This is a genomic window from Paenibacillus sp. TAF43_2, assembly GCF_052113545.1.
In the GTDB taxonomy this organism is placed as follows: domain Bacteria; phylum Bacillota; class Bacilli; order Paenibacillales; family Paenibacillaceae; genus Pristimantibacillus.
The window spans coordinates 15,841-41,976 of sequence record NZ_JBFRDK010000038.1 but is presented as its reverse complement, the minus strand read 5'-3'; the positions used below and the strand labels follow the sequence as shown (position 1 = coordinate 41,976).

26 protein-coding genes are annotated in these 26,136 nt (G+C 44.9%); 23 read left to right on the top strand and 3 right to left on the bottom strand.

Going from position 1 to position 26,136, the window contains the following annotated elements; genetic code table 11:
• From AB4Z17_RS11045 to AB4Z17_RS11015, 7 genes are all read left to right on the top strand, one after another.
• On the top strand, positions 1–1,035 hold a 1,035-nt coding region (locus tag AB4Z17_RS11045), incomplete at its 5' end, for an ABC transporter substrate-binding protein (protein ID WP_441959779.1).
• Positions 1,036–1,093: 58 nt separating this feature from the next.
• On the top strand, positions 1,094–1,987 hold the full coding sequence (locus tag AB4Z17_RS11040; protein WP_076267158.1) for a carbohydrate ABC transporter permease: 894 nt from the start codon (positions 1,094–1,096) through the stop codon (positions 1,985–1,987).
• A gap of 40 nt (positions 1,988–2,027) precedes the next feature.
• Complete coding sequence (locus tag AB4Z17_RS11035) at positions 2,028–2,864, top strand: carbohydrate ABC transporter permease (RefSeq protein ID WP_441959778.1); 837 nt, start codon at positions 2,028–2,030, stop codon at positions 2,862–2,864.
• A 3-nt stretch (positions 2,865–2,867) separates the two neighbouring features.
• Positions 2,868–5,342, top strand: coding sequence for a family 43 glycosylhydrolase (locus AB4Z17_RS11030; RefSeq protein WP_441959777.1), 2,475 nt, complete (start codon positions 2,868–2,870; stop codon positions 5,340–5,342).
• Positions 5,343–5,380: 38 nt separating this feature from the next.
• Positions 5,381–7,144, top strand: a complete 1,764-nt coding sequence (locus tag AB4Z17_RS11025; RefSeq protein WP_441959781.1) for a glycoside hydrolase family 2 protein — start codon at positions 5,381–5,383, stop codon at positions 7,142–7,144.
• A gap of 100 nt (positions 7,145–7,244) precedes the next feature.
• Positions 7,245–7,982 (top strand): GTP cyclohydrolase II, encoded by a 738-nt coding sequence (locus tag AB4Z17_RS11020; RefSeq protein ID WP_441912240.1) that lies wholly within the window; start codon positions 7,245–7,247, stop codon positions 7,980–7,982.
• Between the two features lie 445 nt (positions 7,983–8,427).
• Positions 8,428–9,300, top strand: a complete 873-nt coding sequence (locus AB4Z17_RS11015) for a DUF421 domain-containing protein (RefSeq protein WP_441912239.1) — start codon at positions 8,428–8,430, stop codon at positions 9,298–9,300.
• Position 9,301: 1 nt separating this feature from the next.
• On the opposite strand, the gene AB4Z17_RS11010 is transcribed toward AB4Z17_RS11015, so the two are convergent.
• The gene (locus AB4Z17_RS11010; RefSeq protein WP_076267153.1) at positions 9,302–9,634 is read right to left on the bottom strand and encodes a winged helix-turn-helix transcriptional regulator; all 333 of its coding nucleotides are present in this window, start codon (positions 9,632–9,634) and stop codon (positions 9,302–9,304) included.
• A 154-nt stretch (positions 9,635–9,788) separates the two neighbouring features.
• Between AB4Z17_RS11010 and AB4Z17_RS11005 the strand changes: the two genes are divergently transcribed.
• Positions 9,789–10,763 carry an aldo/keto reductase family protein gene (locus tag AB4Z17_RS11005; protein ID WP_441959775.1) on the top strand — a complete coding sequence of 325 codons (975 nt, stop codon included), beginning with the start codon at positions 9,789–9,791 and terminating at the stop codon, positions 10,761–10,763.
• A gap of 81 nt (positions 10,764–10,844) precedes the next feature.
• Here the strand turns inward: AB4Z17_RS11005 and AB4Z17_RS11000 are convergent, their stop codons facing one another.
• Positions 10,845–11,573, bottom strand: coding sequence for a YhcN/YlaJ family sporulation lipoprotein (locus AB4Z17_RS11000; protein WP_441912236.1), 729 nt, complete (start codon positions 11,571–11,573; stop codon positions 10,845–10,847).
• 368 nt (positions 11,574–11,941) lie between these two features.
• On the opposite strand from AB4Z17_RS11000, the gene coxB reads away from it, so the two are divergent.
• From coxB to AB4Z17_RS10945, 11 genes are all read left to right on the top strand, one after another.
• Complete coding sequence (coxB, locus tag AB4Z17_RS10995) at positions 11,942–12,994, top strand: cytochrome c oxidase subunit II (RefSeq protein WP_076267151.1); 1,053 nt, start codon at positions 11,942–11,944, stop codon at positions 12,992–12,994.
• Positions 12,995–13,068: 74 nt separating this feature from the next.
• The gene (gene ctaD, locus AB4Z17_RS10990; protein WP_076267396.1) at positions 13,069–14,916 is read left to right on the top strand and encodes a cytochrome c oxidase subunit I; all 1,848 of its coding nucleotides are present in this window, start codon (positions 13,069–13,071) and stop codon (positions 14,914–14,916) included.
• Positions 14,913–15,530, top strand: a complete 618-nt coding sequence (locus AB4Z17_RS10985; protein ID WP_076267150.1) for a cytochrome c oxidase subunit 3 — start codon at positions 14,913–14,915, stop codon at positions 15,528–15,530. The genes ctaD and AB4Z17_RS10985 overlap by 4 nt, the downstream gene beginning before the upstream one ends.
• Positions 15,531–15,533: 3 nt before the next feature.
• Entirely contained in the window at positions 15,534–15,851 is a 318-nt protein-coding gene (locus AB4Z17_RS10980; RefSeq protein WP_076267149.1) for a cytochrome C oxidase subunit IV family protein, read from the top strand.
• Positions 15,852–15,942: 91 nt separating this feature from the next.
• Positions 15,943–16,839 carry a cytochrome c oxidase assembly factor CtaG gene (ctaG, locus tag AB4Z17_RS10975; RefSeq protein WP_441959773.1) on the top strand — a complete coding sequence of 299 codons (897 nt, stop codon included), beginning with the start codon at positions 15,943–15,945 and terminating at the stop codon, positions 16,837–16,839.
• A gap of 35 nt (positions 16,840–16,874) precedes the next feature.
• Positions 16,875–17,336, top strand: a complete 462-nt coding sequence (locus AB4Z17_RS10970; RefSeq protein WP_339204859.1) for a DUF420 domain-containing protein — start codon at positions 16,875–16,877, stop codon at positions 17,334–17,336.
• A 250-nt stretch (positions 17,337–17,586) separates the two neighbouring features.
• Positions 17,587–18,312 carry a hypothetical protein gene (locus AB4Z17_RS10965; protein WP_441959772.1) on the top strand — a complete coding sequence of 242 codons (726 nt, stop codon included), beginning with the start codon at positions 17,587–17,589 and terminating at the stop codon, positions 18,310–18,312.
• A 29-nt stretch (positions 18,313–18,341) separates the two neighbouring features.
• Positions 18,342–18,728, top strand: coding sequence for a GntR family transcriptional regulator (locus AB4Z17_RS10960; RefSeq protein ID WP_339204857.1), 387 nt, complete (start codon positions 18,342–18,344; stop codon positions 18,726–18,728).
• Between the two features lie 12 nt (positions 18,729–18,740).
• Positions 18,741–19,658, top strand: a complete 918-nt coding sequence (locus AB4Z17_RS10955) for an ABC transporter ATP-binding protein (protein WP_441959771.1) — start codon at positions 18,741–18,743, stop codon at positions 19,656–19,658.
• Positions 19,659–19,675: 17 nt separating this feature from the next.
• Positions 19,676–20,578, top strand: a complete 903-nt coding sequence (locus AB4Z17_RS10950; protein ID WP_441912229.1) for an ABC transporter ATP-binding protein — start codon at positions 19,676–19,678, stop codon at positions 20,576–20,578.
• Entirely contained in the window at positions 20,538–21,887 is a 1,350-nt protein-coding gene (locus AB4Z17_RS10945) for an ABC transporter permease (protein WP_441959769.1), read from the top strand. The genes AB4Z17_RS10950 and AB4Z17_RS10945 overlap by 41 nt, the downstream gene beginning before the upstream one ends.
• A 158-nt stretch (positions 21,888–22,045) precedes the next feature.
• Here the strand turns inward: AB4Z17_RS10945 and AB4Z17_RS10940 are convergent, their stop codons facing one another.
• A complete protein-coding gene (locus AB4Z17_RS10940; RefSeq protein WP_441959767.1) occupies positions 22,046–22,597 on the bottom strand; it encodes a helix-turn-helix domain-containing protein in 552 nt (183 codons plus the stop codon).
• A gap of 142 nt (positions 22,598–22,739) precedes the next feature.
• Between AB4Z17_RS10940 and AB4Z17_RS10935 the strand changes: the two genes are divergently transcribed.
• From AB4Z17_RS10935 to AB4Z17_RS10920, 4 genes are read left to right on the top strand one after another with little or no spacing between them, the layout of a single operon-like run.
• Positions 22,740–23,141 carry a DoxX family protein gene (locus tag AB4Z17_RS10935; RefSeq protein WP_441912224.1) on the top strand — a complete coding sequence of 134 codons (402 nt, stop codon included), beginning with the start codon at positions 22,740–22,742 and terminating at the stop codon, positions 23,139–23,141.
• A 23-nt stretch (positions 23,142–23,164) separates the two neighbouring features.
• A complete protein-coding gene (locus tag AB4Z17_RS10930; protein WP_441959765.1) occupies positions 23,165–23,824 on the top strand; it encodes an alpha/beta hydrolase in 660 nt (219 codons plus the stop codon).
• Between the two features lie 6 nt (positions 23,825–23,830).
• Positions 23,831–24,601: a DODA-type extradiol aromatic ring-opening family dioxygenase gene (locus AB4Z17_RS10925; RefSeq protein ID WP_441959763.1), complete on the top strand. Its 771-nt coding sequence runs from the start codon at positions 23,831–23,833 to the stop codon at positions 24,599–24,601.
• Positions 24,602–24,626: 25 nt separating this feature from the next.
• The gene (locus tag AB4Z17_RS10920; RefSeq protein WP_441959762.1) at positions 24,627–25,985 is read left to right on the top strand and encodes a hypothetical protein; all 1,359 of its coding nucleotides are present in this window, start codon (positions 24,627–24,629) and stop codon (positions 25,983–25,985) included.
• Positions 25,986–26,136: the final 151 nt, after the last annotated feature.

Here is a 26,136-nt window from a genome sequence, read left to right as displayed (position 1 = left end):
GTATCGGGCCCGCAGTTTTACAAGTTTGCCGAAGCAGGCACGATTCAAAACCTGCAGCCGTTTCTAGAATCGACCGAGCTGTTCCAAGCGGATAACGTATGGAAGCAAGCGCTTGATCGTTACCGTTTTGACGGCAAGCAGCTCGGGCAAGGGGATTTGTACGGATTGCCGAAGGACGTAGGTCCATGGGCAATGGCCTACAACAAAACGATGTTTACTGAAGCTGGGCTTGAATTGCCGCCGGCAGAGGTTGGCAAATGGACATGGGACAACTGGTTAGATGCAGCGAAGAAGCTGACGAAGGATGAGAATGGCGATGGCAAAGTCGATATTTATGGCGGAGCCAACTTTACGCTGGAAGGCGCAGTATGGGCAAGCGGAGGCGACTTCATCGACTATACAACAGGCAAAGTAACGATTGATACACCGGAATTTGCAAAAGCAATGCAATGGGTAGCAGATCTGCGCCTCAAGCACAATGTATCGCCGTCGCCGGAGGATGAGAAAGCAATGAATTCGTACTCGCGATTTGTAGCCGGCAAAGTAGGCATGTTCCCAATGGGACCATGGGATCAACCGGGATTTTGGGATTTGCCGTTTGAATGGGATATCGCGGCATGGCCGGTGAATCCGGAGACAGGCAAAGCAGGAACWTGGGTTGGCTCAATGGGTTACTCRGTATCCAGCAAATCGAAGCATGCACAAGAAGCGTTTAACTTAGCAGCATTTCTTGCACTGGATAAAGAAGGACAAAAGCAAAACTACGAGCTTGGGCAAGCGGTGCCAAACTTGATTGATATGGCAAAAGGCGAGTTTGCAGCTTATGACAAAGCACCAGCAAATCGTCAGGTATTCCTTGATATTATTGAAGATTACGGTCATCCGCCAATTGAGTTTGGTTCAAAGGATACGAAGTGGATCGATACGATGTGGCAAGAGGCCGGCAAAGTATGGGATGGCAAGATGACTGCTGCGGATTGGGCGAAGGAATTGCAGCCGAAGCTTCAAGAGCTGTATGACAAGGGAAATAAGTAAACTAAAGTTTCGAATGATAAACATAAATAACGAATAGCTAGTGCGAGGATGTGTACGCATGAGGAAAAGTAAACCTAGTTATATCCGCAAAGAATATGCATGGGCCTACCTGTTTGTGGCGGCCCCAGTGCTTGGCTTTCTCATTTTTGGAGTCGCACCGCTTCTTTACTCCGCGTGGTTAAGCTTTACGTCTTGGGATTTGGTTACGCCGCCTGAGTTTGTAGGTTTTGACAACTATATCGAAGTTTTTCACGATGAGAAGGTGTACAAATCACTTTTTAACACTGTATTTATGATGCTTGGCATACCCATTGGCATGATTGTGGCACTCTTGCTTGCTATTATGATGAACCGTCCGCTCAAAGGAATCTCGTTTTTACGGACCATCTATTACTTGCCAGTCATTTCACCCATTATTGCGGTGTCGTTGTTATGGCAATGGATATTGAATCAAGATTTTGGTTTGCTCAACCAAACGATGTGGAGTTGGTTCGGCATCGAAGGGCCTAACTGGTTAGGTGACGCCAATTGGATTAAACCTTCCATGATTTTGATGGGAGTATGGGGCGGCGTTGGCGGTACGATGGTTCTTTATTTAGCCGGGCTGCAATCGATTTCGTCGTCCTATTACGAGGCAGCTGAAGTGGATGGCGCGAGTGCATTCCAGAAACTGCGGTTAATTACCATTCCACTGCTGACGAACATTCATTTTTTCGTTATTGTCATGGGCGTTATCGGCGCGTTCCAATCGTTTAGCCAAATTTACGTATTGGCAGGCGACGGAGGGCCGGAGTATAGTGCGGCAACCGTAGTATTTTATATTTTCGAAAATGCGTTCAAGTATTTTAATATGGGTTATGCCAGCTCAGTGGCTTGGGTTCTTGGCATTATTATTTTCATCGTTACACTCCTTCAGTTCCGTTTATCGAAAAAATGGGTGTACAACGATTAATCTTTTACCGTTACAGTTTGCGAGGGGAGTTTGATTTCAAATGCAACAGAAACGACTAACAAACCTTTGGGTGGCATTCATTTTATGTATCGGCTCAATTATTATGCTGGCGCCGTTCGTTTGGACGATATCCACTTCATTAAAAGATCAACGCAACGTTTTTGAAATTCCGCCTAAATGGATTCCAGACCCGGCTACATTCAAAAACTATGTAACGGCTTGGAATGATTCTCCGTTGCTAAGCGGTTTTATGAATAGCATGATTATTGTCGTCTTTGTACTTGTCATTGGAATATTCGTTTCAACAATGGCGGCAYATGCATTCGCTAAGATTGAATTTCCGTTTAAAGATGCTATTTTTCTATCCTTGCTTGGCACGATGATGATTCCTTTTTCCGTCGTTATGATTCCTCAGTTTATTGGCTTCTCGTCAATTAATTGGACGGATACGCTTTTGCCGCTTATCGTACCCGGGTTATTTGGCAATATCGTCGTTATTTTCTTCCTGCGCCAATACTTGGCGGGAGGTTTGCCGAATGAGCTGGTGGAAGCAGCGAAGCTGGACGGCAGCGGTTTCTTCCGTACCTTCTGGACCATTGCACTGCCGGTTGCAAAACCTGCGATTGCAGCTCAAGCGGCACTTAGCTTCATGGGCATTTGGAATGATTTTATGGGACCGCTTATTTATTTAAGCTCCCCGCAGAAACAAACTATTCAAGTTCTCATTGCTTCTATGCAATCACAATATATGGGATCTTCTAACTATCCGGTAATCTTGGCAGCATCGATTATATCGATGGTTCCAGTCATTCTTGTATTCTTTTTCTGCCAACGCTACTTTATCGAGTCTATGGCGATTAGCGGCTTAAAAGGTTAGTGCATGAGATATTTTAACCTTACACAAATGAGGGCGACGAAGCTTGTCGCCTTCCTCGTTGTATGCATTGTAGTCGTGTTAAGTGGCTGCAAGTCCACGCCAGAAGAAAAAGCAGTCGTACTGTTGAAGGAGGATGCTAAATTGTATACAAATTCGTTGAAGCTGGAGCAAGAGTGGGAGGATTACGGGATCGGTGATCCTTTCATCATGCGTTACAACGGTAGGTTTTATTTGTATTGCAGTACAAAGGACTTTCGTCCGGGCATTAAAGCTTGGAGCTCCGAAAATTTAGTAGATTGGAAATATGAAGGGCTAGTTACTGAAGACCCCATTACGACTGGGGCTTATGCACCTGAAGTCTTTTACTGGAATGGCGAATTCTACCTATATACATCCCCGGCAGGCCAAGGGCATTATGTGCTGCAAAGCGACAGCCCAACGGGGCCTTTCGTCGTCAAAACCGAAAATCTCGGAAATTCTATCGATGGCTCTGTTTTTATTGACGATGACGGGAAATGGTATTTTACGAATGCAGGCACGCAAGGCATCGTTGCGCATGAAATGCCAAATCCATTAACGATTGATGTTGGCGTAACGACTAATGCATTTCTTGGACATTGGACAGAAGGTTCAATGATCTGGAAGAGAAATGGCCTTTACTATATGACGTATACGGGCAATCACGTATTTAGCAACGGTTATCGGGTGAACTACGCAGTATCCAAGGATGGGCCTTTCGGTGATTATACGATTCCTGCAAACAATCCTATCGTCATCAGCGTAAAGGATGAATTTAAAGGGCTTGGCCATAGTGCAACAGTGCTTGGGCCGGATATGGACTCTTATTATTTGACTTATCATAATCTGGTTGGACATTCTTCTGAAGGCCCGCCAGTACGTGAATTGAACATTGATCGACTTGCCTATAACGGTGATAAGCTGGTTGTTTTTGGTCCATCTCATGATCATATGCAACCTGCGCCGGCAATGCCTTCATTATATAGCTGGCTCACAGACGGCATTTCTTCAGAACAATGGAATGAATCATCATCCGCGGCTGAACAAAAGGTGCTGAGTAAACTTTCGACGGAAGATGCCTTTATTGCGGAATATAACTTCCGATTGAATCTTTCGGACAGTGCAGTGGATAGCGGTACGATTGCAGCTGTATTCTCTTATGCAGATGAAGCTAATTATTCAGCAATCAAGCTGTGGCCAGGGAAACATCAGATTGGATATGTAACGGTTCAAAATGGATCAGAGAAACAGCTTGCACAAGCACTGCTTCCTAATGAATTTGATTACTCGAAGCTGCATACGATTCGTGTTGAGCAGCGTGATGACAGCATTCTTGTCTTCTTCGACGGAATGAAAAAGATAGAGGAGCATACAGCTAAGCCGAGCGGCGGGAAAATTGGCTATATCGCCAATCAGTTGCAGCCCATTTATGAATATACAGCCTTTACGAATGAAGCAGGCGGCAGCAGTGATTTTGAGGCTTATAAGCCTGCGCCTGGAGCAATTGAAGCAGTCCATTATTTGAAGGAAGCTGATCGCGGCTTTCATTTGGAGCAGAAGTCATCCGAGATCAGTGATTTTAGGAAAACAGACGGTGTACCGATTCGCAAGCTGGATGACGGCAGTTATTCCGTGAGCCTGCTGCAGGGCGGTGACTGGTTGAAATACAAGCTGAATGTGAAGGATCATGCGAAATACGGGATCGGCCTAACGCTTAAAAAGCCGGAGAAGGATGTTGTCTTGGCGTGGTCAATTGACGGCGGCGAAGCTGTGAAGACGAAGATCAAAGCCGATGACCGAGCCTTTGTAGAAGGCACAGCGAAGCTTCGAATCGGAACAATCGAAATTGCGGCAGGTTTTCATGAGCTTAAGATAGAGTTGAAAGCGGGACCAGTGGAAATGCATTCCTTTGAGCTGTTCGCTATAGACCTGCTGGATAAGGAGCAGCCGTTCCATTCATTATCCTCACAAATGGGAATGGGGCTGTTTGGACAATCGGAGGATGATTATAGCGGCAGCGGCATAGATGATGACATGTTGTTTGCGGGCAGTGACAATTGGGACAATTATGAGCTTGCTTTTGATGTGCAGTTGAATGCAGAAACGGATATCGGAGGCGTTTTTGTTCGAGCTTCCAATGAATCCTACCATCCGGCTCAGGTTAGGGATGCAGTCATGGGCTATTACATCGGCATTTCTTCCTCGCAGCTCACTTTGAATCGGATGAACTATGATTCCAATTTATTAGCTAGTGAAAGCGCAGAACTGGAAACCGGAAAAGCCTATTCGTTCAGAGTTGTTGCAAAAGACGGGAACATAAAAGTATTTCTGGGGGATGGCTCAACTCCAGTTATTGATTATACCGACCCTTATCCATTTTTGCATGGCAAGGTAGGCATTCGTTCAGAACGTTCAACAATGTTGTTCAACCATTTAATGATAAATCCGCTAAAAAAATAATATATAAGCATAAGCAATAGGACTGGAGTGGGAACATGATGGATGCAATACGAAATGAATATCCAAGACCGCAATTTGAGCGATCATCCTGGTTAAACCTAAACGGGGAATGGGAATTTGAGTATGATGACTCAAACGCAGGTTGTGATAATAAATGGTTCGAGAGAAAACAGTTTGATCGCAAGATTCAGGTGCCATTTTGTTACCAAAGCGAGTTAAGCGGCATTAATGAAAAATCGTTTCACGATATCGTATGGTATCGTAAAAGTATTGAGGTTCCAACGGAGTATGCAGGGAAACGAATCATTCTCCATTTCGGTGCTGTTGACTATGAAGCAAAGGTATGGGTAAATGGACATTTAGTAGCAAGTCATGAGGGAGGCCACACCCCATTTCATGCGGATATTACTGCTGTGTTGAATGCAATAGGCCCCAATAGCATAGTCGTGCGTGCACAGGATTATAGTAAAGACGTCACGCTGCCTAGAGGGAAGCAGTATTGGAAGGAGCAGTCAGAGCAAGTTTTCTACACGCGAACGACTGGGATTTGGCAAACGGTTTGGATGGAGGCTGTTAATCAAGCTTATGTGAGCCGAGTGAGATTGACGCCGGATATCGATCATAATAAAATTCATATTCGCAGCTTTATTAAGGGAACGGAATTATATAATGGCTTGCGACTCAGCATTAAAATATCGTTTGAAGGTGAATTAATCGCTGAGGATGTTATTCGTGTTATGGAGCAGGAAGAGGAGGTCTCTATCAAGCTTCATGATTTTAATGATCATGGGCTTGGCCGCTGGTGGTCGCCGGAGAAGCCAAACTTGTATGACGTTGAATTTATGCTGCTTGATGGAGAACGAGAATTGGATCATGTCAAAAGCTATTTCGGCATGAGAAAGATATCGATTGAGGATGGCGTTATTTGCTTAAACAATCGCCCTTATTATATGAAGCTAATTTTGGATCAAGGTTATTTTCCAGGTGGTGTGCTAACAGCTCCAAGCGATGAAATGCTCCGTACGGACGTCGAGCTGACCAAGCAAATGGGGTTCAATGGGGCGAGAAAACATCAAAAAATTGAAGACCCGCGTTATTTGTATTGGTGCGATAAGCTAGGACTGCTCGTTTGGGGCGAGATGGCCAATGCGTATCAATACTCCGAACAATACGTGACGCGTATCATGAATGAATGGCAGGAGGCTGTTCACCGTGATTACAATCATCCTTGTATCGTCGTGTGGGTTCCGCTTAATGAAAGCTGGGGAACGCCAAATATATTAATAGACAAAAGGCAGCAGCACCATGCCTCTACTCTTTATTATTTGACCAAATCTCTAGACGATACAAGACCTGTTATCTCAAACGATGGCTGGGAGCATGTGAAATCTGATATTTACACGGTTCATGATTACGAGAGCAATGAAGAGATACTGGCAAGTAGATATGCAACGCCAGAAATGTCCGTCAAATGTGATCCTCAAGGCAGAAAAATACTTGTGCCTGGGTTCACTTATAATGGGGAGCCGGTGCAGCTATCGGAGTTCGGCGGTATTTCGTATATTAAGGATAATGAAGTAGGTTGGGGGTATTCTTCGGCTAGAGACGATCAGGATTTCTTGAACCGTTTAGTTGCCGTGATGCGTCCGATTATAGCGGCTGGCGGACTGCAAGGTTATTGTTATACGCAGTTAACGGATGTTGAGCAGGAGAAAAATGGCTTGCTGTCCTTCGAGCGTGAACCGAAGCTTCCTATTGAAACATACCGAGAGTTAAACAAAGGAATGATCCCGGTTCTATAGGCGACATCCGAATGCTGCGAACTGTACTTAGCATAGCTAATGTCCTTACCGAACATAATAGTCGAAACAAAGACTATGAACAGGTCAGGAGCTATGCGATATGTTTAAAGAAGCAGTATCTATAGTTGATCAGAAGATAAAAGTGATTGAAAGCGATCACGGCACTATTTATTTAGTCGGTCCCATTCAACTTCCGGTAAAGCTTGATGAAGGCGAGGCAATTTTTCAATGGTATTGTTGGCTGCTCTGCAAAGAGCAGCTTGACGATGCGGAGCAAATCATCAAAAAGCTTTCGTCGATTAATTTAGCAGAAATGCAGCAATCAAGCGTGCTGGTGTATGGCGATTTCGAACAGGCAGATGAGGCGTGGATTCGAATGCACAGCATTTGTCATACGGGCGATATTTTTGGCAGTAAACGCTGTGATTGCGGTTATCAGCTACATGAATCAATGCATATGATTGTGGAAAAAGGTACAGGCGCATTATTTTATTTGGCCAATCATGAAGGAAGAGGAATCGGTTTGTTCAGCAAAGCGATGGCTTATTTACTGCAAGAGAAGGGTTATGACACCGTAGAGGCGAATGAGGAGCTTGGTTTTGTTGATGACGCTCGCAGTTATAGTGATGCGATACTGGTATTGAAAGCACTTCGTGAGAAACCAGTGTCGCTCATTACGAATAATCCGAAGAAGCTGGATGCACTGAAGGCGGCGGGACTTGATGTGAAAAATCGTATTCCGCTTTGGGGAGATCGATCGGAGCATAATGAGAGGTACCTCGCGACAAAAGTGAATCGTTCGGGTCATTTTGCAGCAAGCGGTTGTCCTAATGAATAATTAAAGGTTAAAAAATTGGATAGGGCTGCCCCAATAGCACATAAATGCGCTAGCCGGACAGCCCTTGTTTGTATCATATATTTAACCGGACCTCTTCTTCTTATAAGAAAGGCCGTACTGGGTCCCCTTGTTAACAGCAAACAGCATGTGTACCAAGTTGTCTTAAACTCGCATCCTAAAACAACGAAAGCCCTACCTCTCTTCCGTCCTCGCGGCTCCGATGACCGCGCCAGTGTGAATCAGAAATACATCACGTAACAGGTTTGGAATTAACAGCAAAGAAATCAAAAACTGAGGAAATCATTGAATCTTACTGGGGATGTTATGGGGTTAAATATTATACATTCCCATTATCATACTACATATTATATTTAATTGCAACAAAAAATTACTGCGAATGACTTTTTCCTTTCTGGATACTCTAGAAATGGAAGGGGGAAGTAAAATGCCAAGTTGGATTGAAATTGTATTGCGAACGTTAGCGGCCATCACTATTTTATTTGCGCTTACGAAGGTTTTGGGAAAACGCCAAATTTCCCAGCTGTCGCTGTTCGAGTACATAACAGGTATATCCATCGGTAATATAGCCGCATATATCTCGCTTGATCTCGACAATTTATGGTTTTTGGGACTGGTATCATTAGGAGTCTGGGTTAGTGTGTCGGTTGGAATGGAATTTTTGACCATGAAAAGCAAGAAAGCCCGCGACTTTATTGACGGAAAAGGTACTGTGCTAATTAAAGATGGCCAGCTGCTCAAAGAAAGCTTGCACAAGGAACGGTTGACCTTGGACGAGATGCTCGAGCAATTGCGGAAAAAGGATGTATACCGTGTAGCCGACGTGGAGTTTGCTGTTATGGAATCAAGCGGTGAAGTAAATGTGCTGTTGAAGAAAGCCTATCAGCCTTTAACGCCGGATACGCTTGGCTGGCAGGTGCCGAATGAGCGAGAGGCAATGACCGTTTTGATGGATGGGGATATACAGGATGAAGTGCTCTCAAATCTAGGACATGACCGGCAGTGGCTGCTGCATGAGCTGGAAAAGAGAAATGTGAAGGAATCAGAGGTGTTTTTTGCTCAAATCGACAGTAACGGCGAGCTGCTTATTGATACTGGCGAAGAAAGCAAGCAGCCGCAAAATAGTCAGCAATCCAAACCCAAGGATCGTGTTATTATGTTGATTGAGCAGTTTGAGGCGGAGCTGATTCGACTTGAACGATTGTCTCGTAATGAAAGCGATCGACGCGTTTATCAGACTGCTATTGATCGCTTTCAAGCAAGCACAAAGTCACTGCCTGATCAGCTGTTGAAGCATTAGCCTATGTCCATCTAGCCGACCAAAGCTTCATTTCTTTTAAAATATGATGCAAGTCCTCGCCCTTAGGTGTCAGTGTGTATTCGACGGTAACGGGCACGGTTGGAAAAACTTTGCGTTCAAGCACGCCCTTATCCTCGAGATGACGGAGCGTGCTTGTTAATGCACGAGGACTAACCGCCGGAATAAGCCTCTGTATTTCTCCGAATCTTTTGGTGCCGCAAAACAGTTCTCTCAGCACTAAAAAAGCCCATTTACCGCCGATCACATCTAATGTCTTCTCAATATTACATTCGATATGAAGCGGTTCCTTCGGAATGTAATTATGTGCACTCATCGACAATTCCCCTCTCTGTTACCTGCTACCAATAGTATAGTATGTATATTCATGATAATAAAGTGAAAAAACATTCACTACTTTAATAGTAGAACGTTGTACTATAGACTACAAATGAAGAGCGGAGTAAATCGATTAAGAGGGGTGTTTTGGGATGAAGTATAGAAGACTTGGCAACAGCGGTTTAAAAGTAAGTGAAATTGGACTTGGAAGCTGGCTCACCTACGGCACTGCAACAGAAGCGGAAACCGCTAAGGAATGTATACATAAAGCTTATGAGGCTGGCATTAATTTTTTTGATACTGCTAACGCTTACAATAATGGGGAAGCCGAAAAAGTTATGGGAGATGCCTTAAAAGGGTATACACGCAGCAGTTATGTTCTCGCAACAAAGCTGTTTTTCCCAATGGGCTCAGGACCAAATGATCGCGGACTTTCTAGAAAACATATCGTCGAGCAATGTGATGCAAGCTTGAAGCGTTTGGGTACAGATTATATAGATCTTTATCAATGCCACCGTTTTGATTCGGAAACGCCGGTTGAAGAAACTTTGCGGGCACTCGATGATTTGACGGCACAAGGGAAGGTGCTTTATGCAGGAGTCAGCGAGTGGACAGCTGCGCAAATTACGGATGCTGCAGCGATAGGCAAACGTCTTAACCTCCGAAAGCTAATTTCGAATCAACCAATTTACAATATGTTTGAGCGGTATATTGAACGGGGCGTTATCCAAGCTTGTGAGCAAGTAGGCATGGGGCAGGTTGTTTTCTCACCGCTTGCACAAGGGATTCTAACAGGTAAGTACAAGCCAGGCCAAGTCGTGCCGGCAGGCAGTCGTGCTGCAAATGATAAAACAAATGGCATCATAAACAGTTATTTGCGTGAAGATGTACTGCGCGTTGCAGAGAAGCTGGAGCAGCTGGCTGCAACGATTGGAGCATCATTATCACAATTTGCATTAGCATGGGTGCTTCGCCAGCCGAATGTGAGCTCAGCTATTATCGGTTCGAGCCGACCGGCTCAAATTGAAGAAAACATAAAATCAGTAGACATCGAGCTGACAGATGAGCTGCTATCACAAACTGAAGCAATCTTGGCAGAAATCAGCGGCTTTGCTCCAATGCGTTAAAAAGCAAAATGATAGAAATAACAAAAAGGCTCTTCGAGAGAAGTGCCTTTTTGCTATATATATAATAGAAGCGATTTTTTTTTAATGATTCATTTGGGTCTCGGAGGGGCTATAGGTGCCCGGTTGTGTAATAGGAGGGGGCATATCCTTTCCACCGGCAAAATGATATTTCACTACGGTATTGAATTTATCGATATGTGGCATTAAGGATCGTCCGCCCCATGCTTCCTTGGCAAAATCATTGAAGTAATTTACGAACTCCATATTGGCTGAAATATGAACTTCTTGTACAGCTGGAGCGAGCTCGCGTACTCTGACAGCGACAGTCTGCTTAAGTTCATCCGACAAATCATTAACATCGTTGACTGAGAAATAGGAGTTGTACGGTGATACAAGGATCTTGCTGTTGCCATACGGACTGCCTGTATCATGGTTATATACGCCATCACTAGTACCTGTATTGTCTTGCTCGCTTTTGCCGCCTGAATTCCGAGTGCCAACTGCGGTCCAATCAAGCATTAAACCGACATAAGCATTTTTGTCTGTCAGCATAACGATTGCGGAAGCTATGCCGTTTAGATCAGTTACTTTGCGTGAGATGACGGAGCTGTATTCAAAAAATGAATTATTATGCTGGTCAGCATTGTTCGTAGCCTTGCCATAAGCTCTGCCGCCGAGCATCTTCGGATCGTTAGCTTGACGGCTTCCATAATCGGTGTCGCTTTGCTGAGCATACTGTTTGTAGGCACAGCCGGCTGAAGTTGTTATCATGACTGCCGACAACAGCAATGCGGCAATTCGTTTAACCATAAAGAACGGACCCCCATTCATACGATAATGGCTTTAGTTTTTGCCGCGGCTCCGTAAATATACGTTTTTGCAAGCATACATAATTGACCATGGGTTTGGTGCACAATGTAGGATAGAGAGAATGCCATGCAGACGGGCTAAACAAGACAGTTTATCATGCGAAAAAACGCAGTAATGATGCGAATTTGACAGCTTTGAGAACAATTTGTGAACTCTCTGTGGAACATTGACAAATAGGGGCTTCAACTTTATATTTAATAAAGTGATTTAAGTTGCAGGAGTTGTAATAACATCTGTGAAACACGCAGCCAGCCGTATGCCACGTGAAAATTAGGCAGCTGCGAAAACGTCAAAAGTGGGGTTGATTAATGATGAAACGGTGGCGATTTGTAAAACGGCTTGCGCCGCTTATGGCCATGATGGTGCTAGTACTAGCGGCTTGCGGGCGGAGCGATTTGTCGACGCTGAATCCTCAGGGACCTGTAGCGGAAGAACAATTCGGGCTGATGAAGCTGGCAATTGGAATCATGTTGATCGTGATTGTTGCCGTATTTGCGATTTCTTTGTTTGTAATTATTCGTTTCCGCAGACGTCCGGGAGACAAAACAATTCCTAAGCAGGTGGAAGGAAATCATAAGCTTGAGATTATTTGGACAGTAATTCCAATCATCATGCTTATCATTTTGGGTGTTCCAACCGTTCAATCCGTATTTAATCTTGCTAAAGACTACAGCAAAGATCCGGAAGCGGTTCAGGTCATCGTTACTTCACACCAATACTGGTGGGAGTTTGAATACCCAGCTTACGGAATCAAGACAGCTCAAGAGCTTATTATTCCAAAAGGTAAGACGATCTCCATCACAGCGAAATCCGCAGATGTGCTTCACTCATTCTGGATTCCATCGCTTGCTGGGAAAATCGATACCAACCCTGGTGCAAACGTAAATAAAATGTACTTCTCTGCACCAAAAGAAGGCGTTTACCTGGGTAAATGTGCTGAGCTTTGCGGACCTTCACATGGTTTGATGGACTTTAAAGTTAAATCTGTGGACGAGTCGTCATTTGATCGTTGGGTAGCTGCACTTAAAGAACCTGTAGCGCTTCCAAGCGATCCGGCAATTGCTAAAGCATTTGAAAGCAAATGTCTATCTTGCCACGCAGTGGGTGATTTGGGCGGACCTGCTTATCCTAACTTGACAGGTATCGGAAGCCGTGAGACTGTCGGGGGTATACTTGTTAACACCGATGATCCGCAATATTCCAATGAAGGTTCAGTATACGACAACTTGCACCGTTGGATCAAAAACCCGGACGAAGTTAAACCGGGCAACCAAATGGGTAAAATCGAAGATTTGACTGAACAAGAGATTGAAGGTATTGCTAAATACTTATCTGAATTGAAGCTTAACTACGAACAATAATTTATCGGTGATTGAAGGAGGTACCTACTTTGGCTCATGCGCATACGCATAAGGTCAAACGTTACAGCGGTCTGATGGACTGGCTGACTACGGTTGACCATAAAAAAATCGGAATATTGTATATGATTGCCGGCGGTTTTTTCTTCCTTGTCGGTGGTTTGGAAGCGATTTTGATTCGGGTTCAATTGTGGAAGCCGCTAAATAACTTTGTTAGCGCGGATACATATAATGAGCTTTTAACCATGCACGGAACGACGATGATCTTCCTTGCAGCGATGCCGCTTTTATTCGCCTTAATGAATGCGGTTATACCGCTTCAAATCGGCGCGCGCGACGTAGCTTTCCCTTTCGTTAACTCATTAGGCTTCTGGACATTCTTGTTCGGCGGTATTTTGCTTAACGTGAGCTGGTTTACTGGCGGCGCTCCAGATGCAGGCTGGACATCATATGCACCGCTCGCGGGGACGACCTATAACGGCGATCACGGCGTTGACTATTATGTACTAGGTTTGCAAATAGCTGGTATCGGAACACTTATCGGGGGTATTAACTTCCTCGTAACGATTATTAACATGCGTGCACCAGGCATGACGTTCATGCGTATGCCGATGTTCACATGGGCTGCGTTCATTACTTCGGCGCTAATCCTGTTCGCATTCCCTGCTCTGGCAGTTGGTCTAGCGGCACTCATGTTCGACAGATTGTTTGATGCAAATTTCTTTGATCCTTCTGGCGGCGGTAACGCGGTCCTGTGGGAGCATATTTTCTGGATATTCGGGCATCCTGAGGTTTATATCCTCATCTTGCCGGCTTTCGGCGTTATTTCCGAGGTAATAAGTACATTCTCACGTAAGCGTTTGTTCGGTTACAGCTCGATGGTATTCGCTACAATCCTGATCGGCTTCTTGGGCTTCATGGTTTGGGCGCATCACATGTTCACGGTTGGTCTTGGACCGGTTGCGAATGCGCTGTTCTCCATTGCAACGATGCTTATCGCGGTTCCAACAGGTATCAAAATTTTCAACTGGCTATTTACGATGTGGGGCGGTTCCATTAAATTCACGACAGCTAACTTGTTCGCTGTCGGATTTATACCAACCTTCGTAATGGGCGGCGTTACCGGCGTCATGCTGGCAGCAGCACCTGCTGACTTCCAATATCATGATTCTTATTTTGTCGTAGCGCATTTCCACTATGTTATCGTAGGTGGTTTGGTACTGGGTATTTTCTCAGGCCTTCACTACTGGTGGCCAAAAATGTTCGGACGCATGCTGAATGAAACACTTGGTAAATTGACGTTCTGGACATTCTTTATTGGCTTCCACTTAACATTCTTTATTCAACATTTCCTTGGCTTGCTAGGTATGCCTCGTCGTATTTGGACATATCTCGACGGTCTTGGTTTCAACGAAATGAACATGATCAGTACAGTAGGCGCATTCTTGATGGGCTTTGGTACAATTTTCTTCTTGTTGAACGTTGTTATCACAGCTTTCAAACCACAAAATGCACCAGCTGATCCATGGGAAGACGGTCGTACTCTAGAGTGGACGATTCCATCTCCACCTCCTGAATACAACTTTGCACAAACACCGCTTGTTCGCGGCTATGATGCATACTGGAAAGAAAAAACGGACGGTCACAAAGGCATGACGCCTGCGGAGCCAATTGGTCCAATTCATATGCCTTCTCCTTCGATCCTGCCTTTCTTCATGGGATTTGGATTGTTTATCGCAGGTTTAGGTTTCATGTACGCTAAAGATTGGGGCAACTTGTTTGGATCATTCAAATCAGGTTATGCTCTCGGTATTGTTGGTTTGCTGATCTTGTTCGGTTGCATGTTCCTTCGTTCCGTAATCGATGATCACGGCTTCCACATTGAAGAAGAAGAAATCCTTAGAGATATGGGGGGTAAAGCATGAGTGCGCATTCGCATGTAGAGGGGCAATTGCCTCATGAGCCCGAAAAGGCGACCCTCGAGGGACGCAATAAAGTATTAGGCTTTTGGCTTTTCCTTGGCGGAGAAACTGTATTGTTCGGAACGTTGTTCTCAGCGTTCCTAGCACTACGGAATCAAGTCCTTGATGGACCGCCAGCACATGAATTGTTCCAGCTTCCACTCGTTGCGCTTGCGACAGCACTTTTGCTTACGTCAAGCTTAACAAGCGTGTTCGCTGTTCATGCGCTGCATACAAACAGAGTGAAGGCGTTAATTAACTGGCTGATTATTACGGTCATTCTTGGCGCAGGTTTCCTTGCTCTTGAAATTTACGAGTTCTGGCACTATGTACATGAAGGCCACGGCTTTACAACGAGCGCATTCAGCTCCTCGTTCTATACGCTGGTAGGCTTCCACGGAGCACACGTTGCTTTCGGTATTACATGGATCACATTGATCATTATTCAATTAGCAAGAAAAGGCTTGACTGTAGTAACAGCACCTAAGGTATATGTAGCTGGTATGTACTGGCACTTTATCGATGTTGTATGGGTATTCATTTTCACCGTCGTTTACTTGATGGGAAAGGTGGTTTAATCCATGGCAAGCAATCATACAGCCACTGAGGAAAGCCCCAAGCGTCATAAGGTCGAAGGACCTAAGAAGCATATTATCGCGTTTATTTTCTCGATCTTGCTTACGTTCATCGCATTCGCGACTGTAATAAGCGGAGAAATTAACAAAGATTTTATCTACATCATTTTGATCGGCTTAGCGGTATTGCAAGTGTTCGTACAAATGGCATTCTGGATGCACATGAAAGACCGTGGTCATACTTTCGCAATTATTGGGATTTTGACTGGTGTATTCATCGTCTTCACATGTGTCATTATGGCTGAATACTGGGCTTGGTGGTAACCGATTTAACTATTGGAGGAGAGGAGGGTCCCGAGGCTTGGGTCCCTCCTCTTTTGTAAAAAAGTTAGCGTAATTGAAAGGAGTTTCCACGATGCTTGGCTTACAATATTTTCGCTTCGAGGAATTGTGGACCCCCATGTTTCTATTCGGAATGGCCGCAATCGTCATTCTATATTTCTACTTAATTGGACCATGGCGCGAGAAGAATGCTCCTGAAGCTGATGCAGCGACAAAGCTTCAGAAGTTTATGTTTGTTTCGGCTGCTATTATGTTTTATATGGTTCACGGAGGGCCTTTAAATCTATTAGGTCACCTTATGTTTACATTTCATATGGTCAATATGTCAGTATCTTATTTAGTTGTACCGCCGCTAGTATTGCTTGGGGTTCCAAGCTTCTTATGGCGAAAAATGTTCTCCACTCCGTTTTGGAAAAAACTGAGCTTCATGATGCATCCTATTATTTGTCTTTTGTTGTTTAATATTTTGTTCTCGGTTTATCATGTCCCAATTGTCCATGACTATGTGATGACGCACTTCTCTGTGCATCGTCTTTATTATTTTATTTTGCTTGTAACGTCGTTTATGATGTGGTGGCAGATTGCCTCACCTGTTCCGGAGTGGAGCAGACTTAGCGATGTGAAGAGAATGGCTTATGTGTTTGCGAACGGCATGCTTCTGACACCAGCTTGTGCTTTAATCATTTTTGCCAAAACGTCTATGTATGCGATTTATAGCGATCCTAATGTTTGGGTTACAGCGATGGGGTACTGTGTATCGGGTGATCCGAGCCGTTTGCTGGAGAGCTTTAGCGGTCCGCAATTTTTTAATATTATGGACGTTGTTGAAGACCAGCAGCTTGGCGGAATCGTCATGAAGTTCGTGCAGGAAATTATGTACGGCATTATATTGGCGTATATATTCAAGCAATGGTTCAAGCGTGAGCATAAGGACGATGAATTGCCGAATACGAATACAGGAACAGCTTAATACCAATTATTTAACGAACATTAGGTGGGGTAAAAGTGGACAAATATAATATTGTACCGACAATCAGTACTTTCTTCATCGTGCTTAGTGCGGTGCTGGTAGCCGTAGGCTGGAGGCTCGCGATTAAGCGCAGGCTGGCGGAGCATCAGAAGGTTATGTTCTATGCAGCAGTGTCAGCAACGATCTTCTTTATCGTATATGTATCGCGTTCGATATTCGTAGGAAATACAATCTGGGGCGGCCCAGACAGCTTAAAGCCTTACTATTTTGTCTTCTTATTGTTCCATATCGTGCTTGCTACAGTTGGCGGCGCATTCGGAATTACAACACTAACGCTTGGTTATAAGAAGAAGTTTGCCAAGCATCGCAAATGGGGTAAAGTAACTTCAGTGGTTTGGTTTATTACAGCTATTACAGGCACAGCGGTGTACGTATTGCTGTATCTTATGTATCCAGGCGGCCATACGAAACCCGTTATTGATGCTATTTTCGGATAGAACGACAATGTGTAAGCCATGTTTTCAAAAGAGACTACTCTTTTGAGAACATGGCTTTTTTTATGTTTTTGCAGAAGTGATTGGCTTGTAAATAGGGGGATTGCCATTGTACAGGAGTATTTACCGTAGAAGGGAATTCTCCTCCAAAAATCTTTTTATGGAAGTACTTGACAACAGTGTATACACTGAATATACTGTGTATAAGGATATATACAGTATATTCGCTAAGCGATTGAAGGGAGCAAATGCTGTGGGGTTATGGAAGGGTGCATGGTATTTAGCGAAGCATGAGCTGGCTAAAGATCGTTGGAAAAGTCTTTTTACATTATTTTTTATCGGATATCTATTGTTATTTACCGTTCCTTTAATGCGGGATGGCTTCATAGGGGAAAATGGCCCATTCGGAAACTGGTCACTCGATTTCATTTACCTTTCGATTCTGCCTGTTCTAGGGTTCATTGCTAATAAGACAATGATGCGTTCCTGGAAAGAGAATTCCTATACGAGGAAGATCGCACAATGGAGAACGCTGCCGATTTCATCGAAACAAATTGCACTAGGGAGAATCATTCAGCTGGCTATCGTATTGTTTGCTGCTCAACTTATTTTCTTCCTATTGCAATTTATCATTGCACGGAATATGGGCGTTGATATTTCAGCCTTAAGCTTCGTGTTATATGGAGCAAGCTGGTTTGGCTATTCACTGACAATGGGGACTGGTTATGTATACTGGGAATTGGGGCATTCAGGAAAAACATATTTTTTCTTCAACATCACTTATCTCGCTTTTCTGCTTATCTTATCAATCAGTCTAGCCTTTCTGGATATTGGAAATATTGTTTCAAGTTCGCTGCATGCAATCGAGAACGGCAGCTGGTGGCTGCCAATCATAACCTTAACTATTGGTGTTGCTGCTGCGTTCCTCGGCGTTAAACGAATTGAAAATAGGCTGGAGAAAAGAACCTACAGAGCATAGATATTTGAGAATGGAAGAAGGTGAACCTCATGCGGCTGCCGATCCAAATTAATGAACAAAGTGCAGAGCCGCTTTATCATCAGATCGAAGTACAATTGCGAGCATTAATCGTCAGCGGCCAACTTTCGGAAGGGATGCTGCTGCCATCGATACGCGAGCTTGCCCAAACCGTCAAGTGCAGCGTGATTACAGTAAAAAGAGTATATAACGATTTGGAAGCGGAAGGGCTGCTTCGAACAAGGCAAGGAACTGGCACCTATGTAGCACAGGTTGGTGATCAGGAACGTGACCGGCATCGTCTTGCTGCTGTTATTGAAGCGCTAGAGCTGGCAGTTGTAGCCGGCAAGCGGGTTCAGTGCACAGAGGAAGAGCTGCAGACGATGTTTAAAGAAGCGATGAGCAAGCATTTTGATTAAAGGGTGGGACATATGATGAATGAGACGATGGCGATACAATTAGACGGCGTTGTGCAAAATCGTGCGAGCTTCAAACTAGGGCCGGTCCATATGAGTATTCCACAGGGTTACATCACTGCCATTGTTGGGCCGAACGGATGCGGTAAGAGCTCCACCTTTCGCTTAATGCTTGATCTGGATAAAGCGGATGAGGGCACCATTCAGCTGCTTGGAGAGCAAGTGGAGAATGGGCTCAGCACAGAGGTTAAAAAACGAATTGGTTACCTGCATGATCAATCCTCCCCGCATGAGGACAACATGAAGGGGACGGAGAAAGCTGAGTTTCATCGCTTCTGGTATGACAAATGGGATGTGAATCGTTATCGGGAGCTGCTTCGCATTCTTGAGGTCGATGATAATCAGCTGCTTGGCAAAATGTCGAAGGGGATGCGTCGCAAATTTGAATTTGCACTAGCCCTAACACATAATCCGGAGCTGATCCTGCTCGACGAGCCTTCCTCGGGGCTTGATCCGCTTGCATGGAAAACGATGATTGAGGTGCTTCATCGGTACATGGATCGAGGAGACCGTACCATTCTTATGACCTCCCATATCATCGAAGAGGTGAAACGACTTGCTGATTTTATAATATTTATGGCTCAAGGCAGAGTGCTTGGCATGTACGAGAAGGATGAGCTATTCAGCAGTTGGTTTACGTTATTTGTAAGTGGAGCGGATCTGACTCCGAAGAAAGCAGCATTAATCCCAGGTCAAACTGTTGTAGAGCATGCAGGCGGTACGACCTATCGAATTGCGACAAATCAGGCTGCAGAAGCTGAAGCATGGTGTGCTGAGGAAGGCTATCAGATTGTAAGCAGGCAGGCACTTGAGCTGGATGAGATTATGAATGCTTTGCTTACACAAGATAGATTAAATACAAGAATGAACTAATAGAGGGGAGTAATGAAATGAATCCATTAATAGTAGAAAAGGTAGTTAAGCAATACGGGGATAAAACAGCAGTCAACGAAATTAGCTTGGAGGTAAGCGAGGGCGAGATTTACGGCCTGCTCGGGGCCAACGGCGCCGGCAAAACAACGACGATGCGGATGGTGCTCGGCTTGATCTATCCGGACGAAGGGCGGATTCTCTACAACGGAAAGCCTTACAGCAATGAGCAGCTTAGCCTGCTCGGGTATTTGCCGGAGGAGCGCGGGCTGTATCCGAAGGTGAAGGTCAGCGATCAGATCATCTATCTGTCGCAGCTCAGAGGAATGTCGAAGGCGGATGCCGACCGCAACCTGAAGCAGTGGCTGGAGAGGTTCGAGGTGCCGGAATATTACAACAAGAAGGTCGAAGAGCTCTCGAAGGGGAATCAGCAGAAGATTCAGTTCATCGCGGCTGTCAACCACAAACCACGCATCGTCGTCATGGATGAAGCGTTCAGCGGACTTGACCCCGTCAACGTCGAATTGTTGAAGTCGACGGTGAAGGAGCTGCGCGACTCCGGCTCGAGCATCCTGTTCTCGACGCACCGGATGGAGCATGTCGAGGAGCTGTGCCGCAACATTACGATTTTGCATCGATCGAACACGGTCTTAAAGGGCAGTTTGAAGGATATTAAAAAACAATTCCCGAGAGAACGGGTCATCCTTGGCGCTGACAAAGAAATTAGCGGACTCGATCGGCTGGCCGGCGTAACCGGCGTCACGCGCACGGAGCGCGGCTACGACATTGCCATCTCCTACGAAGCGGCGGGCGCTGACATTCTGCGTTTGGCGATGGAGCAGGCGAACGTGAATCATTTCGAAATCAAGGAACCGACGCTAAATGAAATCTTTATCCGAATGGTGGGTGATCGTCATGAATAGTTTCTGGACGGTAGTAGGGTTTACGATCCGGAATAAGGTCAAAGGCAAAGCTTTCGTCATTACTACGTTGATTATCGCGTTAATTATCAGCATCGGCATTAATCTTCCTTATATCATTGCACAGTTTGATAAAGGCGACAAAGTAACAAATATCGGCTATATCCAGTCGCAGAGCGAACAAGCGGCGAGCGGCACGGCAACAGGCGACAGCTTGAAGGCGTACTACGAGAAACAAGGAAATTCGAACATCGTGATGGTTCCTTTTGAGGACAAAGACGATGCTTCGGCAAACGAGAAGCAGTTGAAAAAAGCAATCGATGAAGGGGAAATCAAAGGCTACCTTGAGTTCGGCGATATGACGGACAGCGGTTTCCCGGAAATGACTTACAAATCCGAGAAGCTGATGGAATTCGGCATGACGGAATCACTGCAGGGCGCGCTTTTGCAAATTCGCCAAACGAACGTGCTCCAGGATGCGGGCCTTACGGCCGAGCAAATGGCGCAGCTATCGGCTCCAATCAAGATCGGCACCGTTCAGATTTATACCGGCGAAGGTTCGGGCAGCGGCAACACGGGCAGAACACCGGCAGAGCAAGGCGTCAACATGGGCGTCATCTATGTCATGATTATCTTCCTGTTCATGGCAATCATGACCTCCGGCAACATGATCGCGTCGGAGATTACGGCGGAGAAAAGCTCGCGTGTCATGGAAATTCTCATTACGAGCGTATCGCCGCTGAAGCAAATGTTCGGCAAAATATTCGGCATGTTCGTCGTCGTCATCGTGCAGGTCACATTCTACTTAGCCGTCATTCTGACGAACATATCCATGCCGCATAACAAAGGGGCATTAGGCAATCTCGACATCGACTTGTCGCTCGTCGATCCGATTCTGCTCATCTACGCGCTGCTGTTCTTCCTGACGGGTTTCTTCCTGTTCGCTACGCTGTACGCGGCGGTCGGTTCGATCGTAAGCCGGACGGAAGACCTGGGTCAAGCGGTCATGCCGCTGACATTCGTCTCTCTAGCGGGCTTCTACATCGCAATCTTCAGCATAAGCGCGCCGGACAGCATGCTTGTGAAGGTGACGTCTTACATTCCGGTCTTCTCGCCATTTGTCATGCTGCTCCGCCTTGGGCTGACGGAAGTGCCGATGTGGCAGACGCTTCTCTCTTTCGGCATCTTGCTCGTCTCGATCTACGCAGCGGTCTACATCTCCGCTAAGATCTATCGCACCGGCGTACTTATGTACGGCACACGCCCTAGCTTGAAAGAAATCCGCAAGGCTATGAAGGCGTATAAGATTTAGGCGTTGTTCTTGGTTCCATCTGATTGCGGCTGCCTTAAATCGTTGGAAATTCCATCTGCTTCGAATTTACCTCATAACGGTATTCAAAAGTTATTAAAAAAACCCACATTCGGCCTATCTGGCTCGATTGTGGGTTTTTGGCTTAGTTAGATGAGGTCCTATCCATTCTCATTTTCATTTTCATTCTCTTTATAGATGGAGATCAGCACGATTGCCTTATCTTCACCTATATTTCTTACTAAATGTGGCGTACAAGCATTCCAACTAAAGGAATCACCTTCTCCAAATTCAGCCTTATCTTCCCCTTGTTCCGCGTAAATTCTCCCTTTAATGACCACATGAACCTCCTCGCCTTCATGTGCATGAGGAGTACTGCCAGTCGTAGAACCAGGAGGAAACTCTATAATCATCATCCGTACGTTTTTTGTGGAACTCAAGTGTTCGACTTTTAGATTTTCTGAACCGCTTGTAGTGATTGTCCTCTCGTTTTTCCGAACAATTCTCATTCGCTCTTCTTTCTTTAGAAGCAAGTAGGCAAGTGGCACTTTAAGTGCTTGAGCTATACTTTCTAATGTTGAGATGGACGGTGAGGTCTTATTCGTTTCAACCTGACTCATAAATCCTTGAGACAGGCCGGTTGTTTCGCATATTTGAGCGATTGTGATATTTTTTCGCTTCCGGATCGCTCGTATAGTGGAGCCAATATCCATCTAATCACACCTCTAGAATATTTGTAATACTAAATTTAATTTTATATTATCAATATTTATATTGACAAGTCAATGTAAATCGTTTTAAATTACACCTATAGAAAATATATTTCTATTACTAATATTTTTGGAGGAAAAAAGAATGACTAAAACAGCTTTTGTTTCCATTATCATGCGTGTGGTGTTGGGCATCATATTTATATTTCACGGAGTGGATAAGTTTCAGGGAATAAGCAATGTAGAAGCGTGGTTCAGTTCGATAGGCATCCCGGGAGTTTTAGCTTATGTTGTTGCAGCGATTGAACTTATCGGCGGTATATTGTTGATCTTGGGGCTGTTTACTCGTTATGCAGCAGGATTGTTTGTCATTATACTCATCGGTGCAATTATAACCGCGAAATTATCGGCTGGACTTCTTGGTAACGGTCAAATGGCTGGTTATGAGCTGGATCTTGGATTCATCTTGGTCTCGTTGTATCTGGTTGTTGCCGATCGATCACCGTTCTCTGTTGACGGTTTTATTATGCGCAAGCGAAGTGAATAACTTACAGCATGGAGGAAACGAAGATGAATCCGAAATATCAATATGACGTTCACTTACCGGTTAAACTAGAGCAAGGAAAGAAATATCCGACGATCTTCACCTTCCACGGCAAAGGATCGAATGAACAAAATATGTTCGGTTTGGTTGCTCCATTGGCTGAAGATTTCATCATCATAGGGATTCGCGGTAATTTGCCGCTTGGTACGGGATTCCAATATTACGATTTGAAAAGCTTAGGAAACCCAATTCGAGAGATGTATGACCAAGCGGTTACAGATCTCGAAGCATTCATTCATTATGCGACTGAGGAGTATCCAATCGATCCTGACAAACGTTATTTGCTCGGCTTTAGCCAAGGCGCAATCCTGTCCATGACGCTTGCACTTACAATGGGAGATCAATTAAAGGGAATCGTAGCGTTGAACGGATATATTCCTGAGTTTGTGAAAACGGAGTATTCACTTCGAAGTGCTAAGGATGTTTCCGTATTTGTCTCGCATGGAGAATTCGACTCCGTATTCCCGGTTCGTATCGGGCACGAGACAGCTGCCTATTTAAAAGACCAGATGGAGCGCTTAACTTTCAAACTATATCCGACCGACCACGGCATATCTGAAGAGAACCAGCTAGATTTTATGAAGTGGATTAAGAAGGATGCGGAATTAAACATAAATAAGGAGTGAGATCACATGATGCCATCCTATTTTTTCGCGCACGGTGCACCATCAATCGTGCTCGATGATAACGAATATACAATGTTGCTTAAGCAATTTAAAGAGCACGCGCCAAGACCGAAAGCTATCGTTCTCTTCTCCGCTCATTGGGAGGAATCGATACAGACGGTTAGCGCCGCAGAAACTTATGAAACCATTTATGATTTTGGCGGGTTCCAAGATGAGCTTTACCAGATGACCTATCCGGCACAAAGCGACCGATCATTAGTAAATCAGATTCAAAACTTGTTTACAAAGCATGGTATTGAGAACGTTCAAAATGAAAAACGAGGTTTGGACCACGGGGCATGGGCTGTTCTAAAACTACTGTATCCGGATGCAGATATTCCGGTCGTAGCGCTATCCGTAAATCGTTATCTATCTAATGAAAGACAATATCAAATCGGCAAGGCATTAGCAGAACTTCGCGAGCAGGATGTTCTTATCATCGGAAGCGGTGGGACCGTTCATAATTTACGGAAATTGAACTGGCGGTCCGAGGGAATTGACGAGTGGGGGGAGCAATTCGACAACTGGATTCAAAGTAAGCTGGAGTCATGGGATACCGAAGCCCTGTTTCAATACCGTGAGCTCGCTCCCCATGCCCAAGAGGCCGTACCGACGAATGAGCACTTCATTCCGCTTCTTCTCGCCATGGGAGCAGGTGACGTCAACCGCAACGCAAAACTTCTTCACCGCAGCTACCAATACGGCAACCTAAGCTTAAGCTGCTGGCAATTCAATTAAGATGAAATGAAAGAGGGCGGATCGGATGACATCCGCAATTAAGACGGCAGCGGAGAGAATAATAATATTTTCCATTGCCGCTGTGTATATTGCGTTGCAAGCGGCGCAGCTTGAAATGCTGGTCTTTCTGCTCGGTGGATTGGTGTTTACTGCAATCGCTTTGCTGTTGCCAAAACTGARGGGGATGACGTTTTGGCTCACGATTTTCTTTGTGACTATTGGAGTTGTACTTCTTGCGCTTCAGAAAGCAAATGCTAGGATTTGGTTCGAGTCGGCTGGAATAAACGTGACCATTGTAACGCTTTTCCTATTCGCCCCGTTGTTCGGAATTCCAGTTCGTATTCCTGAATACGTTAAGGCCTTGAAGCGGTTTTACGAAGCTAACCTGCACAGCAAGGCCGCTCTATTCTTGGGAACGCAGCTGCTCACTCAAATTATGGGCGTATTTATCAACGTGGGTTCGATACCGGTTGTTTATCAAATGGTCTTTATTAAACCGCAGCCAGGGATGAGCCGTTTGCTTGCAAATGCGCTCAACCGAGGGTTTGCAGGAGCGATTCTCTGGTCACCTTATTTCGCTGCCATGACACTAGTGACTTCTACGATAGGACTGTCCTGGTCGTCCGTTCTGCCCTATATGCTTGGACTCGCCATTCTTAGCCTCGGCATAAGCTGGGCAGTCGATTTTCGGGAATTGCGTGACGCTAGTCTAGATGAATTTGAAGAGGCAGTAGACAAAAAGGAGAACTCGAATTTTCCAGTTGGACTCGGAATCTATTTAATAGGCGCCATTATTGTCATCTTAACCATGGAACGTATGATCAAGCTGCCAATGGTCTTATTAATCTGTATGGCTGCAGCAGCTTTCCCCTTGTTCTGGTGTATTATAAAGGGGAGCATGAGTATATACAGAGAAGGAATTATAAATCATATAACAATCACTTTGCCGGCTTTGCAGAAAGAGATTACGCTTTTTCTGGCCGCCGGCTTTTTCAGTGGCGCAATTGGGATTACGAACTTCGGCTCAAAGGTTCCGAATTTGCTTGAATTTGTTCCAATGCCGATTTCCTTCACATTCACGATATTAACCGTTCTTTTGATTGCAAGCACTTCAATAATTGGTCTCCATCCAATCGTGCCAGTGACTATGCTCGCTGGAGCCATTGATCCCGTGAGCGTGCAAATCAGCCCAACTTATTTTGCGGTGCTGCTGCTTGGAAGCTGGGCTTTGTCTAATCCCATCTCGCCGGCTTCGGCTGTAAACAACTTGCTGTCCGGTTTACTAAAGAAATCAGTGTTTGAGATAGCTGCACCGAATTACAAGTTCGCCGGCTGTATGGCGCTCAGTTTGATCGTTTTTTTAATGGTTGTTATGAGGTATTAGAACAAAAAACTAAAGAGTGGCTGCTGGCATTAGAAAATGTAAGGGCATTACAAGTTGACTCGATCGAAAGAATAGCGTGAAAAAGATTTACACATAAATGAATAACGAATAGCGTATTCCCTTCTACTTGGCTCATTAAATAGAAATCCGG

Excerpts from the sequence above, each read along its gene's own strand:
- AB4Z17_RS11040 (WP_076267158.1), top strand. The coding sequence starts at position 1,094 with ATGAGGAAAAGTAAACCTAGTTATATCCGCAAAGAATATGCATGGGCC.
- AB4Z17_RS11030 (WP_441959777.1), top strand. The coding sequence starts at position 2,868 with ATGAGATATTTTAACCTTACACAAATGAGGGCGACGAAGCTTGTCGCC.
- AB4Z17_RS11025 (WP_441959781.1), top strand. The coding sequence starts at position 5,381 with ATGGATGCAATACGAAATGAATATCCAAGACCGCAATTTGAGCGATCA.
- AB4Z17_RS11020 (WP_441912240.1), top strand. The coding sequence starts at position 7,245 with ATGTTTAAAGAAGCAGTATCTATAGTTGATCAGAAGATAAAAGTGATT.
- AB4Z17_RS11015 (WP_441912239.1), top strand. The coding sequence starts at position 8,428 with ATGCCAAGTTGGATTGAAATTGTATTGCGAACGTTAGCGGCCATCACT.
- AB4Z17_RS11010 (WP_076267153.1), bottom strand. The coding sequence starts at position 9,634 with ATGAGTGCACATAATTACATTCCGAAGGAACCGCTTCATATCGAATGT.
- AB4Z17_RS11005 (WP_441959775.1), top strand. The coding sequence starts at position 9,789 with ATGAAGTATAGAAGACTTGGCAACAGCGGTTTAAAAGTAAGTGAAATT.
- AB4Z17_RS11000 (WP_441912236.1), bottom strand. The coding sequence starts at position 11,573 with ATGGTTAAACGAATTGCCGCATTGCTGTTGTCGGCAGTCATGATAACA.
- coxB (WP_076267151.1), top strand. The coding sequence starts at position 11,942 with ATGATGAAACGGTGGCGATTTGTAAAACGGCTTGCGCCGCTTATGGCC.
- ctaD (WP_076267396.1), top strand. The coding sequence starts at position 13,069 with ATGGACTGGCTGACTACGGTTGACCATAAAAAAATCGGAATATTGTAT.
- AB4Z17_RS10985 (WP_076267150.1), top strand. The coding sequence starts at position 14,913 with ATGAGTGCGCATTCGCATGTAGAGGGGCAATTGCCTCATGAGCCCGAA.
- AB4Z17_RS10980 (WP_076267149.1), top strand. The coding sequence starts at position 15,534 with ATGGCAAGCAATCATACAGCCACTGAGGAAAGCCCCAAGCGTCATAAG.
- ctaG (WP_441959773.1), top strand. The coding sequence starts at position 15,943 with ATGCTTGGCTTACAATATTTTCGCTTCGAGGAATTGTGGACCCCCATG.
- AB4Z17_RS10960 (WP_339204857.1), top strand. The coding sequence starts at position 18,342 with ATGCGGCTGCCGATCCAAATTAATGAACAAAGTGCAGAGCCGCTTTAT.
- AB4Z17_RS10955 (WP_441959771.1), top strand. The coding sequence starts at position 18,741 with ATGATGAATGAGACGATGGCGATACAATTAGACGGCGTTGTGCAAAAT.
- AB4Z17_RS10950 (WP_441912229.1), top strand. The coding sequence starts at position 19,676 with ATGAATCCATTAATAGTAGAAAAGGTAGTTAAGCAATACGGGGATAAA.
- AB4Z17_RS10945 (WP_441959769.1), top strand. The coding sequence starts at position 20,538 with ATGAAATCTTTATCCGAATGGTGGGTGATCGTCATGAATAGTTTCTGG.
- AB4Z17_RS10940 (WP_441959767.1), bottom strand. The coding sequence starts at position 22,597 with ATGGATATTGGCTCCACTATACGAGCGATCCGGAAGCGAAAAAATATC.
- AB4Z17_RS10935 (WP_441912224.1), top strand. The coding sequence starts at position 22,740 with ATGACTAAAACAGCTTTTGTTTCCATTATCATGCGTGTGGTGTTGGGC.
- AB4Z17_RS10930 (WP_441959765.1), top strand. The coding sequence starts at position 23,165 with ATGAATCCGAAATATCAATATGACGTTCACTTACCGGTTAAACTAGAG.
- AB4Z17_RS10925 (WP_441959763.1), top strand. The coding sequence starts at position 23,831 with ATGATGCCATCCTATTTTTTCGCGCACGGTGCACCATCAATCGTGCTC.